13 protein-coding genes and 1 tRNA gene are annotated in these 16,558 nt (G+C 38.2%); 4 read left to right on the plus strand and 10 right to left on the minus strand.

All coding sequences use genetic code 11. The features are described from left to right. Positions 1 to 23: 23 nt before the first annotated feature. Both BN67_RS08530 and BN67_RS08535 read left to right on the plus strand, forming a co-directional pair. Entirely contained in the window at positions 24 to 2,762 is a 2,739-nt protein-coding gene (locus BN67_RS08530; protein WP_192813136.1) for an autotransporter outer membrane beta-barrel domain-containing protein, read from the plus strand. 283 nt (positions 2,763 to 3,045) lie between these two features. Next, positions 3,046 to 3,411: a response regulator gene (locus BN67_RS08535; RefSeq protein WP_026088243.1), complete on the plus strand. Its 366-nt coding sequence runs from the start codon at positions 3,046 to 3,048 to the stop codon at positions 3,409 to 3,411. Between the two features lie 370 nt (positions 3,412 to 3,781). On the opposite strand, the gene rpsI is transcribed toward BN67_RS08535, so the two are convergent. Next, complete coding sequence (rpsI, locus tag BN67_RS08540; protein WP_019223698.1) at positions 3,782 to 4,267, minus strand: 30S ribosomal protein S9; 486 nt, start codon at positions 4,265 to 4,267, stop codon at positions 3,782 to 3,784. 2 nt (positions 4,268 to 4,269) lie between these two features. Then, the gene (gene rplM, locus BN67_RS08545) at positions 4,270 to 4,734 is read right to left on the minus strand and encodes a 50S ribosomal protein L13 (protein WP_019223699.1); all 465 of its coding nucleotides are present in this window, start codon (positions 4,732 to 4,734) and stop codon (positions 4,270 to 4,272) included. A gap of 290 nt (positions 4,735 to 5,024) precedes the next feature. On the opposite strand from rplM, the gene recJ reads away from it, so the two are divergent. After that, complete coding sequence (gene recJ, locus BN67_RS08550) at positions 5,025 to 6,806, plus strand: single-stranded-DNA-specific exonuclease RecJ (protein ID WP_019223700.1); 1,782 nt, start codon at positions 5,025 to 5,027, stop codon at positions 6,804 to 6,806. Between the two features lie 17 nt (positions 6,807 to 6,823). Here recJ and parE read toward each other — a convergent pair whose 3' ends face one another. The 5 genes from parE to BN67_RS08580 form a co-directional block, all read right to left on the minus strand. Further along, positions 6,824 to 8,899 (minus strand): DNA topoisomerase IV subunit B, encoded by a 2,076-nt coding sequence (gene parE, locus BN67_RS08555; RefSeq protein WP_019223701.1) that lies wholly within the window; start codon positions 8,897 to 8,899, stop codon positions 6,824 to 6,826. A gap of 88 nt (positions 8,900 to 8,987) precedes the next feature. Beyond that, the gene (gene lipB, locus BN67_RS08560) at positions 8,988 to 9,713 is read right to left on the minus strand and encodes a lipoyl(octanoyl) transferase LipB (RefSeq protein ID WP_026088244.1); all 726 of its coding nucleotides are present in this window, start codon (positions 9,711 to 9,713) and stop codon (positions 8,988 to 8,990) included. A gap of 161 nt (positions 9,714 to 9,874) precedes the next feature. Beyond that, entirely contained in the window at positions 9,875 to 10,726 is an 852-nt protein-coding gene (locus BN67_RS08565) for a TPM domain-containing protein (RefSeq protein WP_026088245.1), read from the minus strand. Further along, positions 10,726 to 11,373, minus strand: a complete 648-nt coding sequence (locus BN67_RS08570) for a LemA family protein (RefSeq protein ID WP_019223704.1) — start codon at positions 11,371 to 11,373, stop codon at positions 10,726 to 10,728. Before BN67_RS08570 ends, BN67_RS08565 begins: the two co-directional genes overlap by 1 nt. A gap of 1,185 nt (positions 11,374 to 12,558) precedes the next feature. After that, positions 12,559 to 13,539, minus strand: a complete 981-nt coding sequence (locus BN67_RS08580; RefSeq protein ID WP_019223706.1) for an MFS transporter — start codon at positions 13,537 to 13,539, stop codon at positions 12,559 to 12,561. Positions 13,540 to 14,450: 911 nt separating this feature from the next. Between BN67_RS08580 and BN67_RS08585 the strand changes: the two genes are divergently transcribed. After that, positions 14,451 to 14,525 (plus strand) — tRNA-Gln (locus tag BN67_RS08585). A gap of 236 nt (positions 14,526 to 14,761) precedes the next feature. Here the strand turns inward: BN67_RS08585 and BN67_RS12895 are convergent. The 3 genes from BN67_RS12895 to BN67_RS14995 form a co-directional block, all read right to left on the minus strand. Then, positions 14,762 to 15,121 (minus strand): toxin-activating lysine-acyltransferase, encoded by a 360-nt coding sequence (locus tag BN67_RS12895; protein ID WP_341871721.1) that lies wholly within the window; start codon positions 15,119 to 15,121, stop codon positions 14,762 to 14,764. 401 nt (positions 15,122 to 15,522) lie between these two features. Beyond that, positions 15,523 to 15,711: an HlyD family efflux transporter periplasmic adaptor subunit gene (locus tag BN67_RS14990; RefSeq protein WP_244427049.1), complete on the minus strand. Its 189-nt coding sequence runs from the start codon at positions 15,709 to 15,711 to the stop codon at positions 15,523 to 15,525. Continuing rightward, on the minus strand, positions 15,686 to 16,534 hold the full coding sequence (locus BN67_RS14995) for a putative HlyD family type I secretion protein (RefSeq protein ID WP_244427050.1): 849 nt from the start codon (positions 16,532 to 16,534) through the stop codon (positions 15,686 to 15,688). The genes BN67_RS14990 and BN67_RS14995 overlap by 26 nt, the downstream gene beginning before the upstream one ends. Between the last annotated feature and the right edge of the window lie 24 nt (positions 16,535 to 16,558).

The raw sequence follows: 16,558 nt of genomic DNA on the forward strand, positions 1-16,558 counted from the left end.
AAAAGAAAGTTTGAAGAGGGATTATGGTTAGAATATCTAAAAATTGCTTATATTCATGCGTTTTTACAACAGCTCTTTTTTCTTTTTTATCAAACATAGATGTTGGGGCACATTCTCATTCATCCGTTTTACTTTCGTGTAATGAAGACAAAACACATTATCGATGCAATGATGGTAAAGAACATACCATAAGCAATAAAGTGTACAAATTGACTAAGCCCTTTGAAAAGGAGAATGGTGAAAGCAATTCTCTCATATCGTCCGCTGTCATAGGGGCTCAGATGGCAAATACGGTTATTCAGGCCAAGCATATTCAAGTTGAGGGGGCTTATAATATAGAGAGTCTTTATGGTGTTGTTGTATCGCAAGGAGGAAAAGTTGTCTTGAGAGATTCAAGCTTTAAGCATGTATCAACAGGTTTTCGGGCTGATAATGGAACGATTGAAGTATATGGTGGACTAGTTGAAGCGATACAAAGCGGTGTTTATGCCGAGAAGCAAGATACATCTGTTATTTTAATCAATGCGAAAGTTAAAGTGGAAGGTCAAGAAAGTAATCAAGGGGCTGCTCTTTTTAGTGGTGCTGGTGCGCACATTAAGATGAATGGTGGAGAAATTGATGTGATCGATATGGCTACGCTTCATGTAGGAACAGGGGGAAATGCAAATCTCAATGGAGTCACAATGACTTCGAAAAGTTCAAAAGTGAAGGGTAAAGAAAATATTGTTCATGCAGCTTTAAATGTTAATCATCAGAGTGTTTTTCATTTAAAGAAGAGCAGTGTTGTTGCTGAGGGTATGAGTGGTTTGAGGGTCGGACAAGATAATAGTGCGCAGTTAGGTGCTGATACCGTAGGAAATATTTTACTTTCGCGAATTCATATTGAAGATTCAAAAATTATAGCGACAGGCAACAAATATGGTATGCATTTTGATATGAATAAAAAAGATAAGGAATTGGGGTCGGAAATGGTTTTTTTGAAAAACTCAGTTCTTGAGGCTCCATCTGGTACAGCTATTCATAGCAGTAAAAGTAGCACTTATCTTTCAGTCACAGAGGGTACAAAGATCTCTGGTGATTTGTTATTAACAGCTGAAAAGGGAACTTCTGTAGCAATTTTAGCTGATTCTTCTTCCCTTTCAGGGGGAACCCGTGTTTCTGAGGATGCGATTGCTGAGCTTTATTTGACAGAAGGATCAAAATGGGTTTTGACACAAAGAAAAGAGGAAGGTTTGCAAGTCTTTAACAGTGGATTTTCATCTATCTCGTTTGTAAAACTTTCAAAGAGCACTATTGCTTTTGAAAATCCGATGTCCCAAAGATATCAAACACTTTATATTGGAAAAGGAAAGGAAGAGGCGTATAGCGCTCAGGATAGTGCACACCTCTATTTAAATACGCATCTCAATAGTGATGGGTCCTTTAACAAGAGAAAAACGGATAGGATTTTGATTCATGGGGATGTTTCTGGAAAAACAACAGTTCATGTGCAGTTTTTGGTAGGAGATCAGGAAGAAAAAATAGGCGATGAAAATGCCCAAACTGTTTCAATTATTCAGGTTTCCGGAAAAGCGGCGGAGGATTCTTTTCAGTTGAGTGTTCCTTATATCGCACTGGAAGGTTTGCCTTACCAATATTATCTTCGTGCATACGGTCCAGATTCTGCTCGTGGACATGCGCACTTTGAGCAGAGATTGGTTGAAGGAAACGAGGATTTTTGGGATTTTCGTCTTGAAAGCAAATATATACAGCCTATTCTGGATGAACCTACTTTGCCTGATATTGTGAGTAAAGCAAAAGATGTTGTTCCGCAAGTTCCAACTTATCTTCTCTTACCAAATGCTTTATTTCATGCTGGAATGATGGATATCAGTAATAAAAATAGGCATTTGAAAAAAATACAAAATATTTCAAGTGGATCCTTAAAAATAGAGAATACTTCTGCTTTATCGCTAAACGGCTATGGCGGAAGTTATCGCTATGTTTCAGATCTTTCTGCATTTGAATATGGGTATGGAGGTGACCTTGCGTATAATGCTGTAGAGGTGGGGGGGGTGCTAAAAACAATAGAGAGTGCAAACAATGTCATGTCTTTTGGAATTATGGGAAATTATGGAAAATTTTCTTTACAACCGGAGGGTGTTGCGCAAAGCCAAAATAATGCATTTCATAAATGGTCAATGACAGCTTATGGTAATGTGGAATATGAGGCTGGTTTTTATTTGAACGGTGTTTTATCTTATGGTCTGTTTAAAGGCGATGTTTTAACTCTTGCACGGGGGAGGGTGGCGACATTAAAAGGAAATCCTCTGAACATTTCATTGTCTTCTGGTAAGGAAATTGTAACAAGGTATAAAGATTTTGTTTTTGATCCACAAATTCAGTTCATTTATCAAAATCTCCAGTTTCATAAAGGGTTTGATATTGATGGGTTTGATATTGAGATAGGAAAACCTCATCAATGGGTGATGCGTGTTGGGGGGTATTTAACCAAGATATTTCCAGAATCTGAAAAGAACCGTATCACTTCCTTTTATGGTAAAATTCATTTTTCTCATTGTTTTGGAGGAAGGCAATTTGTGCATTTTAAAGATCCTTTCCAGTTAAGTTCTTTTGGATCTTCCTTAGAAGCTGGTTTGGGGATCAATTCGCAAGTGTCTTCGAAAATGACACTTCATGGTGATCTAAATTATCAGCATAAGCTTACTAAAGCAGGTTTTTCTGGAATTCATTTTTCGGGCGGGTGGCGTTATCATTTTTAATTTACTTTTTGCAAAAATATACGCACTAATTTGAGGATTTATAAATTGTATCTCTTTTAGAAAGAGATGATAGCGTGAATTTATGGCTATTGGGGATTCCCTTTTTATGAAATGAAGTAACTGAATGGTTCGCACCACTCATGTTTGTGAAAAAATACTTTTAACGAAGCTATTCAGTCTCTTTGTGGTTTACAATTTTTTTTATCATTTTATCTTAGTGAAGAGATAATATGTGTTGATTTCTTTTTATCTATTTTTATCTCAAGAGGGTGGAGTTATAGGAATGTCAAAAAAAGTCATGATCGTTGAGGATAACGAACTTAATATGAAATTATTTCGTGACCTTGTAGAGGCGAGTGGCTATGAAACCGTTGAAACACGGAATGGTCTTATTGCATTAGATTTAGCCCGTTCATCAATGCCTTCTCTTATTCTTGTGGATATACAATTGCCAGAGGTTTCAGGGATCGATGTTATTAAGCGGTTAAAAGAGGATGAAGAGCTGAGATCTGTTCCCGTTGTTGCTGTAACAGCCTTTGCTATGAAAGGGGATGAAGAACGCATTCGTGCAAGTGGATGTGAAGAATACATGTCAAAGCCTATTTCTGTTCCTCATTTTATCACAATGGTGAAACATTTTTTAGACTGACATTGTGCTCGATGATCATAAAAAAAGCGCTTGAAAAGCATAAGAGAGAACTAAAGTTATCTTGTAATCTTTTGTGAGGAAGAGCTTAAGTATATCGAGGTGAGCAAAGTATAGACTTTAAAAATTAAAGTTGAGAATGTAAGTTTTTTTGGATTTTTCTTGAGTTTTTCTCTAAGATAAAAGGTTGGTTCTTTATTTTCCCGTTGATACAAAATAGTTATCATTTAATGCATATATTTTTGCAAAAAATGAATTAAAAGCGATAATGCAATCTTCCAGAAAACTCTGCTTTATTTTTCTCAAAAGTTTTTTGAACCAATAAAAAAGCCCCGTTGAAAACGGGGCTGCATGTCTTGCACAAAAATTGCAATTAACGCTTTGAGAATTGGAAAGAACGACGCGCTTTTGCTTTACCGTATTTTTTACGTTCAACAACACGACTATCACGGGTAAGAAAGCCACCTTTTTTCAAGATTGCACGCAGTTCTGGTTCGTAATAGGTTAAAGCTTTGGAAATACCATGGCGCACTGCACCGGCTTGTCCGGAAAGTCCACCTCCTGCAACGGTTGCAACAATATCAAATTGGGTATCTCGGTTTGTTGCAACGATCGGCTGACGAAGAATCATCCTCAAAACAGGACGTGCAAAATATTTGTCGAATTCTTTATTGTTAACGGTGATTTTTCCAGAACCTGGTTTGATCCATACGCGAGCAACGGCATCTTTACGTTTTCCTGTTGCATAGGCCCGTCCTTGTGAGTCAAGCTTTTGCACATGGACAGGAGCGACAGTTTCATTAGCTTCTATAACGTTTGTTACAATAGTAAGCTCAGAAAGAGAGTGAATTTCAGCCATAATCAAGCAATCCTTTTGTTTTTGCGGTTTAAAGCACCAACGTCAAGAGCTTCAGGCTGTTGTGCCTCATGCGGGTGTTGGCTTCCAGCATAAACACGCAGATTCTTCAACTGACGGCGCCCAAGTGGTCCACGGGGAATCATGCGTTCCACAGCTTTTTCAATAACGCGTTCAGGAAAACGACCTTCAAGAATTTGGCGTGCTGTACGTTCTTTGATCCCACCAATATATCCGGTATGCCAATAATATTTTTTATCTGTATATTTTTTGCCGGTGAGAGATATTTTATCTGCATTGATCACAATAACGTTGTCACCATCATCAACATGGGGAGTAAATGTAGCTTTATGTTTGCCACGCAAGCGGTTAGCAACAAATGTGGCAAGACGACCTAAAACGAGGTTTTCTGCGTCAACAATAACCCATTTTTTCACCACTTCAGTTGGCTTTTGCGAAAAAGTTGCCATAGAAGTATCCTTCATTGAGCTCCTCAAAGAGGAGAGCATTTTTGTTATTTTGCGTTGAAAATTGTTATCATAGCGAAATATTTCACGCGTACTATCTGTCCTGATATAATGTCTTTTGTTTGACGTCAAGAGAAAATAAAAACTTATAAAACAGTGTCTTATAATTGAGGTATCATAATACCGCATAAAGAGAGCTTACAGATATCTTAAGTGAGAAGGAATGTTGTAAAAGAGTGCTTTTTCTTTAAGTCTTGATTGTATTTTATGAGGTTTCAATATAGAAAATAGCCATGCAGCAATCTCGTTATTTCCTTAATGTTGAATCTTCGGCTTGCGGTCAGGCTTGGTTAGATGCCCTTGATACTCAAGGGATGAATAATGCACGTGCTATTTCTCAAAAATTTGGTTTTCCAGATCCCTTGGCACGCGTTCTTTCGGCAAGAGATGTCGATGAATCTGAAGCTGTTGCTTTTATGAATCCAACATTGCGCGCGCTCATGCCTAATCCAGAAAGTTTTAGAGATATGCAATGTGCAGCAGAGCGCATTGTTGAGGCTATTTTGAAGCAAGAAAAGGTGGCTGTTTTTGGTGATTATGATGTGGATGGTGCTTGTTCATCTGCCCTGGTAACGCGTTTTCTGCGTTATTTTGGTCTTCAAGTCAAAATTTATATTCCTGATCGTATCATTGAAGGATATGGCCCCAACGAACAGGCAATGAGAATGCTCGTGCAAGAAGGGGCCCATTTGATTATCACGGTTGATTGTGGCGCCAACAGCCCAGATGCCATAAAAGCCGCGAGACTTGCAGGTGCTGATGCTGTTGTTTTAGATCATCATCAAATGTCTGAGATACATCAAGAAGCTGTTGCTCTTGTCAATCCTAATCGCCCTGATGATTTTTCTGGACAAGGGCACTTATGTGCTGCAGGTGTTGTCTTTGTCACGCTAGCTTGGGTTAATCATTTATTGCGAACAAAGAAGTTTAGAGAATTTCCCGACCTTCTAAGCATGCTCGATCTTGTTGCATTGGCGACCATATGTGATGTTGTACCATTACACGGTGTGAATCGTGCTTTTGTGATGAAAGGCCTTCAAGTTGCCCGTTCTATGCATAATCCTGGCATAATGGCTTTAACAAAGATGGCGCGTATAGGGGAACCACTTAATAGTTTTCATTTAGGTTTTTTATTAGGCCCTAGAATTAATGCGGGAGGACGTATTGGCGACCAGGCTTTAGGAGCACGTTTGCTCAGCTGTGAAGATAAAGATGAAGCTGACAGAATAGCACAACAATTGGATCAACTTAACCAAGAGCGCCAAGAAATGGAGAATATTCAATTAGCGCAAGCAGAATCGTCTATTGATTTTCTTTATCGGGATCAAGACAAACCACTGTCACTTGTGATTGCGCATCAAGAATGGCATCCAGGAATTATTGGTATTCTCGCATCGCGTTTAAAAGAACGTTTTTTTTGTCCGGTTTTTGCTATTGCTTTGAAAGAAGAAGGGAGTGGCATAGGATCAGGACGCTCAATAAGTGGCATAGATTTAGGAGCACTTGTTCGTGAAGCTGTTGCATTAAATTTATTAGAAAAGGGTGGGGGACACAGTATGGCAGCAGGAATAACAATTCAGTCAACAAAAATTGAAACTTTTCGAGAATGGTTGGAGGAAAAAGTCTCTTTGATGGTTTCACAGTTGCGTGCTAAAAAGTCTTTGCATATAGATGGTTGTCTTTCTGCCTCTGGTGTTAATAAAACGCTTTTTGATATGATTGAAAAAGCAGGGCCATTTGGCTCAGGGAATACAACACCTGTTTTTGTTCTTCCCTCTCATCGATTAACGCATGTGTGCGAGGTTGGAAAAGGGCATCTTCGCCTTGTTATATCAAATCTTGAAGGAAAAAAGCTACAAGGAATAGCGTTCCGTTCTGTGGGGACATCGCTTGGTGATTTTCTTTCTAAAAATAGGGGTGAAATGATCCATTTGGCTGGAAATCTTAGTTTGAATTATTGGAATGGGACAATTAATCCGCAGTTGCATGTGCTCGATGCAGCAGCGGTGGTCTGAGAGAGATTTTTCAAAACTTAGATATCGAGGTGAGATGCAAAAGCAGAGTTTTCTTGTATAAAACGAAACCGCGCTTCTGGTTTTGTACCCATGAGACTTTCTACGGTATTTTTAGTTTCTTGCATTTCCATTGCCTCAATAGAAACGCGTAGCAATGTACGTTTTTGAGGATGCATCGTCGTTTCTTTAAGCTGTTCAGCACGCATTTCACCAAGCCCTTTAAAACGTCCAATTTCGATTTTCGTTTTTCCGGTAAATTCAGTTTTTAGTAATTCATCCTTATGGGCATCATCACGTGCGTAAGCAACTTTTCCTCCTTGTGATATCCTATAAAGGGGAGGTACAGCAAGATATAAATGTCCTTGACGAATAAGATCTGGCATTTCTTGAAAGAAGAAGGTAATGAGCAGTGAGGCGATATGAGCACCATCAACGTCTGCATCGGTCATAATGATAATACGCTCATATCTAAGATCTTTTTCACGATATTTAGAACGTGTGCCACATCCAAGCGTAAGTATAAGATCTGCAATTGTTTGGCTTGAGTTCATTTTTTCGTGTGCCGCACTGGCGACATTTAAAATTTTTCCACGAAGAGGTAAAATGGCTTGGTTTGCTCGGTTTCGTGCTTGTTTAGCAGAACCACCAGCAGAGTCACCTTCAACAATGAACAATTCAGCACCAGCAGCACAGTTTTGGCTACAGTCTGCGAGTTTTCCAGGCAGACGTAACTTACGTACAGCTGTTTTTCGGTTTATTTCTCTCTCTTGGCGTCGTTTAACACGTTCTTCAGCACGTTCAATAACCCAATCAAGAAGTTTTGTTGCTTCTTGTGGAGAGTTGGTGAGCCAATGATCAAAAGGATCACGTATTGCATTTTCAACGATACGCTGCGCTTCGATTGTTGCTAATCGATCTTTTGTTTGTCCAACAAATTCAGGATTTTTGATGAAGACTGAAAGTATTGCAGCCGTTGAAATCATCACATCATCGGATGTAATGATAGAAGCACGTTTATTTCCTATTAACTCAGCGTAAGATTTTAATCCGCGCAAAAGCGCTTGACGCAGTCCCATTTCATGGGTGCCACCTTCTCCAGTGGGGATAGTATTACAGTAAGTTTGTACACTGGCATCACCACCATGCCAGGCGATGGCCCATTCAACAGAGCCATGGCCATTATAGTGTTTTATTTTACCAGAAAAAACTTCCGATGTTACTCGATATTCATCTTTGAGTGAGGAGAGTAAATAATCTTTAAGCCCATCAGGGAAGTGAAAAACAGCTTTTTCGGGAATATTTTTTGTGCCCTCAAGGATGACAGGATCGCAATTCCAGCGAATTTTTACACCACCAAAGAGATAGGCTTTAGAGCGTGTCATCTGGTAAATTTTTTCTGGATCAAAAGCAGCTTTTTCGCCAAAAATTTCACTATCAGGGTGAAAACGAACGCGTGTACCACGACGGTTATAAACATCACCTAAATCTTCTAATCCAGACTGAGGAATACCACGTGAGAAGCGTTGTCGATATAGTTTTCGTCCTCGTGCTACTTCGACTTCCATATCATCAGAAAGGGCGTTGACAACAGAAATTCCTACTCCATGTAACCCACCAGCAGTTTGATAAGCTTTTCCATCAAATTTTCCACCTGAATGGAGTTGTGTCAGAATGACTTCAAGAGTAGATTTGTCAGGCATCTGAGGATGATTTTCGACAGGGATACCGCGTCCATTATCTGTCACTGTTAAATAACCGTTTTCATCCAATGATACATCAATGAAATCTGCATAACCAGCGACAGCTTCATCCATCGCATTGTCAATAATTTCGGCAAAAAGGTGATGAAGTGCTTTACTATCCGTTCCACCGATATACATTCCAGGACGCAAACGTACGGGCTCTAAGCCTTCAAGGACTCGAATGGATAGGGCGCTATAATTATCTTCTTGTGTATCTTTTTTCGAATCGGCACTTTCTGATTTTATTGGGAGTGGTGTTTTTTTTTCTTTTATATTTATCCGAGACTGTATATTCACCCGAGATTGGGCATTATTTAAAATACTCAAAAGGTCTTTATCATTATCGCTCATAGCGTTTAATTATCTACCCTCATTGAAAACAAACTCTTAAAATAAGAATGGATTTTATGCCTGTTTTTTATTTAAAAATCAATGTTCCTTAGGAAACATCAATTGTTGGACCAAAAATTTGTTCAAATGCTTGTTTCAAAGCGATATCCACATCATGCATTGTTATGGGAAAACCTAGATCAAGCAAGCTCGTTACACCGTGATTTGCAATACCACAAGGAACAATCCCTGCATAATGTGCCAAATTAGGAGAAACATTGATGGCAACTCCATGAAAACTTACCCATTTTCGCACACGAATGCCAATTGCTGCGATTTTATCTTCTAAAGAGAGAGTGTTTTGTCTCGATTGGTCATCAAATCTTTTAACCCAGACGCCAACACGATCTTCTCGACGCTCTCCTTTAATATTAAACTTTGCAAGCATCTGTATAATCCATTCTTCTAATGCACTAATAAAAGCACGAATGTCTTGTGTTCTGCGTTTAAGATCGAGCATAATATAGGCAATGCGTTGCCCTGGACCATGATATGTAAATTCACCACCACGGCCTGCTTCATAAACAGGAAATAAGTGAGGCGCTAAAAGATCTTTTTTATTCGCACTTGTTCCAGCTGTATAAAGGGGAGGGTGTTCAAGGAGCCAAACTTGTTCATTTGCAGTTTTTGCAAGAATGCTTTCTACACGCTCTTGCATGTAACAGAGTGCCTCAGGATATTCGACTAAGTTATCACTTACTTTCCATTCAACTGGTGGGTCCCCAGGAATTGTTTTAAATTGATTGGCTAAATGATTTCGATCTATATGTTTCAATTTAAATGGCCATTAAAAATATTTATGTTGGTGTTTGAATTTATGTTGTCATGTGTAAAAGAATTTCAGAGTAAGATACAAAGTTGTTTATTAAGATTGAAATAATACGACAAAGAATTTTATTTCAAAAAAGTCTACTATACGCAACAATCTGCATTTATTCACCATCTTCCTGTTGCCCCACCACCTCCTGATGAACCTCCACCACCTCTAAAGCCTCCACCTCTTGAATGGTTACCAAAGATTCCACCGGAGCGTCTGCCGACAGCATTTAAATTTAAAAACCAAGGTGTGAAGATGATACCCATCCAGAGGTATTTTTGTGGAGCAATTTTTTTACCAAAAATCATTGCAAAAATAGGTAAACCAAACATGATAAAAAGAATGAAAAACATTATTGTATTAATGATCATTTCTTCTTTTTCAGCCAGTTTACGTTGTTTTTCAATAGCTTTAGCTTTCTCTTTGATTCGAAAAGAAAAATCGGAATCGTTTTCCGTTATGACTTTGGTAATGGCATGAATTGCTTCAACAATCCCTTTTTGGTAATTTCCTTCACGAAAATTGGGAAGAATAAAGCTATTAATAATAACGGCGGAAAGAGCGTCTGTTAACACTCCTTCCAAGCCATAACCCACTTCAATGCGAACTTCGCGCTCATTTGGTGCAATAACAAGTAAGACACCGTTATTGATTTTTTCTTGCCCCAATTTCCATGTGCGGAAAAGAGAATTGCTGTATGTTTCTATATCATTTCCTGCAAGAGTAGGGAGAGTTACAATAACAATTTGATCTCCAGTTTTTTCGTCAAGTCCAGCTAGCTTTTCTGTTAGATGCTCTTTTGTGGCATTATCAAGTAAATGCGCTATATCGTTAACATAGCCAGTTAAGGGCGGAAATTGGGTCTGAGAGCAAGCGATATTTTCCAAGACGATGAGAAAAAATAGAGCGCTTAAAAAAGCTCTTAAGTATGGAAAAACAAAGCGTTGCATAAAATATCGACATGGATTCATTAATTAAAATTGACTTTTGGTGTTTGTTGTTTTTCGCTATCTATCGTAAATGTTGGCATAGGTTTAGCATCACGGAACCATAACTTTGCCCAAATCATTGTTGGTATTGTTTTGAGTGCAGTATTATAGACACGCACTGCCTCAATATAATCGCGACGCGCAACAGAGATACGGTTTTCTGTTCCTTCTAATTGTGATTGAAGGGCAAGAAAATTCTGGTTTGCTTTAAGATCAGGGTAATTTTCAACAACAGCCATAAGACGCGAAAGTGCGCTGGATAAATTGGCTTGATTGTTAAGATATTGCTGCATCATTTGTGGGTTATTTAAGATATCAGCGTTGATGTTAATTTGTGTTGCTTTGGCTCGTGCTTCAATAACATTTGTAAAAACATCTTGTTCATGGGATGCATAGGCTTTAACAATTTCTACGAGATTAGGAATGAGATCCGCACGGCGTTGATATTGATTGAGCACTTCACTCCATGAGGCATGTGCTTTTTCTTCACTCGTTGGTATTGTATTAAACCCACAGCCACTTAAAAATGGTACTAAAAATGCTAAAAAGAGAGCGACAGATAATCGCTTTAATATCTGAGTCATAGGATGATAGGTAAGTGTAACGGAAGCAGTTCGCATATTTAACATAAAGATATCTCCATAGAATTTTTATGTACTATATAGGATTTATCTTTTCAGTGAAAAGTATTTTCAATTTTGTAAACAAACATTTTATAAAAAAATTGATATTTTTGTTTGTTTTAGAGTGTTTATTTTATTTAAAATAATTGTTTAATATTAAAATAATAATAATGATATTATAAATGCTAACTTATGAAATATAAACAATATTAATAAAAGAGATGAATAATATTAATCACAATGATAGAGGTCTAAACAATATTAAGCTGCATCTTGATAAGCTGGCTAAAGCGCTCATAATATGGGCAGGTGATTTTATCGCTTAGGGCTCTAGCTGTGAGCCAAGAGGTTTATTATTTCGTTACTTCGTGGAACGGACATACATCATTTTTTAAGAGATACATCTACAGTAAAGTTTGTAATGAAAAAGGGAGATTTTACCCTTTAAAAAGTATACCGTTTAATATCATTATAGATTATGATGATTTTGGAAAAGTGCTTGTAGGAAAATTACAAATATGGGAATGCGTGTGCCTATCTGTTTTTCAGTGCTATGTTTGTGATCATTATGATTGTTTAGTTGTTTTTTCACTGGGGTATTTTGGTGAGAAAATTAATAATAATCTTTAATCATAATAATCACCGGTATGCCTTAAGTTTACAATGAAGACATTTAATTTAGTGCAATTAAAAAAGATATATAAATGAAAAATTATTGCGTGGCATTGTAGATTTATTTTTTTGTATTGTACATAGAATATAAATTTGTAAGCATTTGTTCAGTAGAAAAAACTGTTCTCTTTTTAGCTTTATATCAGGACGATGCAATCATGTTATTATAAAGCACTATTTTTTGTTCTGGTAATTTTGATAAGGAGCTATTGGCTTAAAAGAGGTGAGGTGGCATGTTTATTTTGTGCTACGGAATAGAGAATTCCGGTAATACGCCAAGTTCATAATCTGAAAGCTGCATGCTCAAATCATGCTCGGCACCAGATATATCAAATCAAATTGCTCTCACGCAGCGATGAGCGGTTTTTGTCCAAATTTTCTAATCTGTCTGCGCGGCTTTTTCCGAAAATGCGAGGTATATGCTGGCGTGTGTCAATAATTTACGTTCTGTTTTGGATCGGTAAGGTGATGCTTGCGTGAAAGTGTTGTCTATTCAAGCTCAAAAATGTTGTCTTCAGGTCACATTGGAATGATGAAGGTCGATAGGCTTGCACAAATGAAGAGAAGGGCAATTGTACCATATTCTGCAAGACAGCTCACAAGAATCGAGCCAATTCCTGAACCTATATTATATGTTGATCCAATTAAAGCATTAGCTTCATTATAATACTTTTTATGAAAACTATGCGGCACGCGCATATAGGCTGCGACAAAGAGAGGGGTAATTGCTAAACCAACCATGAGAGAGACAATCAATACAATGATGAGTGAGCTTGTTAGCGCCATGGGTATCATGCAGACACCAAAAAACATTGGCAGGATAAAGTAAAGCTTTGTTGTTATTTGATCAGAAAGTTTAATTTTTCCATAAAGAAGCCCACCAATTAATCCGCCCATAGAAGTTAACGCTGAGAGTAGTCCAACCAAAGAGCTGGTATAATAAGTGCTTGACCAAGCGACATAGATAATTTTGCTCATACCCATAGCGAGAGCAAAGCCAAACATCGGTAGTATTAAACCTATGCCTGACTTCGTGAAAATAATTGAGCGTCTTTTGCTCGTAGCTTTATCTCTCTTTGTTGTGTTTGGACCAACTTTTTCATCCAAGATAGAATTAACATGCTCTCCAGCATAATGAGCAAAGTAAAAAATATGAAGAAATGTTCCAAGCGCTATTGAAGAAGCGGCAAGTAAAATTGCCGAGTCAGGTCCTAAAAAAGCCCAAAGGCTTGAAACAATTAGTGGCGTAAAGATGTAAATAAGTTCTTCTAGGGTTGAATCTAAATTGTGTAGTGCTTTACGGGTGGTTTCGTCTTTTGTTATTTTTGACCAAATAGAACGTAAAATAATATTATTAAGTGCTGACAGCCCTGAGCCGATAATGACATATAAGGCTCCGATCAACTGCCCATAATGAATGATCGTGAAGGCAGTCACAAGGAAACTTACGGAGAGAAAAGAGGAAAGGGTTAAAATGCGCTGTGCCCCATATTGGTCCATCAGACCCCACGCCGTGGTGCCGTTGCAGATACCGTAATCATGAAGCAAAAAGAAATAATTCCCGCAGATAGATAATGATTCTCTTACATGAAGAGGGAGATTAAAGCAAAGGGCAAAAGACCTGAGGCGTGTCGGCTTATGGATATCGACAAAAATAAGTCCAAAAAACCGCGTTGCATAAGGAGTAAGTGGTAAGAAACGCGTTCATCATTCATCTTTAGTAACTTTCAGGAAAAATCATTTATTTAAAAGAAATCAGCAGCTCACCCCAGTTTTGTAAAATGGGTTGGAGATGTTCAATGATGGAAAAGCCAAAATCTTTATCCTACTCATAAGCTTCGATCATAATGTGATTTTTTAGGCGCCGAGGAGCAACACATCCTATGATCTCATTCTGATAGAGAGTGCACATATTGGCTAAAAGTGGAATTCTCCTCTGATAGTCTTATGATATTTGTTGAGTACTATCAGCTCAGTTTGTAAGTGGCAGGAAGATAATTTATTATACTCTGAAGAACCAAAAATAAAGAATGTGTGGTTCAGAAGATCAAAACTCTCAACACATAAAGTCTTTTTCTTTTCCTAGGTTATTTAAAAAGCCCAGAGAGGCTTTGCATGGATATTGTTTATGAACATCTTGAGAAGAAATAAGGTCAATTTTGATGCCAAAATTTGGGATCAATTTTTGAAAGGTCAACAGCTAGAGATAAATGTAAACTAATGGGTGAAGAGCTTTTGTTATGTGAAAGCTGTAAGCAAATGCGCACTTTTATGATAAACTTTTTATGGGGGCAACGCGAATAAGGTTTCAAAATTTATGATAAAAAAGTAAAAGCTTTAATTTTCAGATGTTGCGTACAATCGTAGGAATCGCTATAAGGTGCAAAAGCGAACGTGAGACGTTTTTCTTTTGGGGTATAGCCAAGCGGTAAGGCACCGGTTTTTGGTACCGGCATTCCCTGGTTCGAATCCAGGTACCCCAGCCAACTCTGGTGAAACCAATGTAAGGTGGAGCAATCAAAGTAACTGGAGAGTAGGTTGAAACGATCTGTTGCTATTCATATCAAATTTGGTAAGCTGAGAAATATCCATTTGTAGCAGGTTAGCTCTAAATGTCCTGGGGATTTTTTTTATCATAGCTATAGTAGAGAATAGTCATTTTTAGAGATTTCTCTTTATAAGAGGGGGGGTGAATGATTGATGCTCACTTAGTGTATAAAAGTTATTCAGATGGTTTTTGTGCTCTATAGCAACACCAACGGGTGATTTTTCGTATTCCACCGTCTTCATTACGGTGTACAGCATAACAATAACGCTGATCAGGAAATGTATTTCGTTGCATATCGCGTACAATACGAGAAGCATGACCATAGGGTGCTACATAATCAATGAACCACATGTACTTTCCCCCCTGCCAATTAGCATTGGACAAAAGTTCTCCCTTTTCAAACATAGATTGATGATTTTTTTCATCTAAAAAAGCCCAAGTGGTAAAAGCGCAAAATTCTCCACGCTCATTTTTATAGAGCTTGTATTGTCCTGTCTGTAAAGCTGGTCCTAAGTTTCGTTCAATATCCCAGATTCTCCAGCGGCGATGTAGGGGGGGATTGAAGCATTAAAACGACCATAGCTCCCAAAGCTGCCATTGGATCTATGAGAGATGTTGCTGGATTTTCATTCACAGACATTATCTTTCCTTTAAAGATTGTTCTAAAATTTTTGTGATAGGTTCAAAGAAATAAGAAATGAGGTGCCGTTTTGAAGTAATGACATCAGCTGTCACGGTCATACCAGGGATAAATTTAAGCTTTTGATGATTAAAAGTAATGTGATCTTAGTCGATTTTGATTAAAACAGCATAAGCACCATTAATTTCTTGCTTATGGCGAGCGGTTGCACCTACATTCATAACTGTACAGTAGACAACACCGTAACGTTCAGGTGGAAAGGCAGAAAATTTTATGTAAGCACGTTGGCCTTTTTCTAAAAACCAATATCTCGATTATCAAAAAACGCTTCAACAATGAGCCCCCCTGAGCCTGGGACAATACGCATGAGTGTTTTACCTGCTTCTACGAAGCCACCCAAAGTGTGGATACTTAAATCGTCGATGCGTCCATCAATAGGTGCATAAAGTGATAAGTGGTCAAGACGATATTGGCCTGGTGTCAAGTTTAGCTTTTAAGCCTTGCAGAGAAAGTTGCCGATAGTGGGCGATTTCATCGGAAATGAGACTTTGTCTTTGTTGGTGGAGTGCTTCTATTTCAGCATTATTTTCTTCCAAGCGTTTTTTATTGACTAAAATTTCATGTTCTACATTTTTAAAGTCATGGAGACGTTCTAAATAAAGAGAGTTGCTGATGACTTTTGTTTCCATCAGGCTTTTGGCAGCTTTGAGTTTTTCTTGGCTTAATTGTTGATCATCTTGTAATTTGTCCAATTGCGCATATAGAACAGCACCGCTGCGTGCAACGCGGTCGGCTTGAGCTTTCAGTGTTTTTATTTTATCTTGTAACGATTGAAGAGGTGCGCGGATGAGTTTTTCCCCCTCCATTTTCGTTGTTTTGTTGCTGGAGGAAGAGATTTTCAGATATGCCAGTCCTTTGGTTACAAAATCTTTATCCAAAGGATCTCGTGCGCTCAAGGCAGCTAAAATAGCAGCGGCAATTTGCGCTTGAAGGTTTTGCTGTGCGATATCGGCTTGGACGCGTGCACGCTCATTTAAGGCTTCACGGGGATCTAATTGGATAAGGAGATCACCTTGATGAACGAACTGTCCTTCTTTTACAAGAATTTTTTCAATGCGTCCTGTATTTTGCGCTTGGACGAGTTGAACATAGGAGGTGGGAATAACCGCCTCTTGTCCTCGTGCAACAATCTCCGTTTTTGAGATAAAGCTACCAATAACAATAAAGAGAAATAAGGCGACAAAAACAGCAAGCACCATATGAAGGGTTGGCGATAAAGGGCGCAAATGAGGAGCCTTATCTGCCATTTTTTGCCTCCAGGTCAGAGAAAT

Origin of the sequence: Bartonella rattaustraliani AUST/NH4, from assembly GCF_000312565.1 — a bacterium.
GTDB classification, from domain to species: Bacteria; Pseudomonadota; Alphaproteobacteria; order Rhizobiales; family Rhizobiaceae; genus Bartonella; species Bartonella rattaustraliani.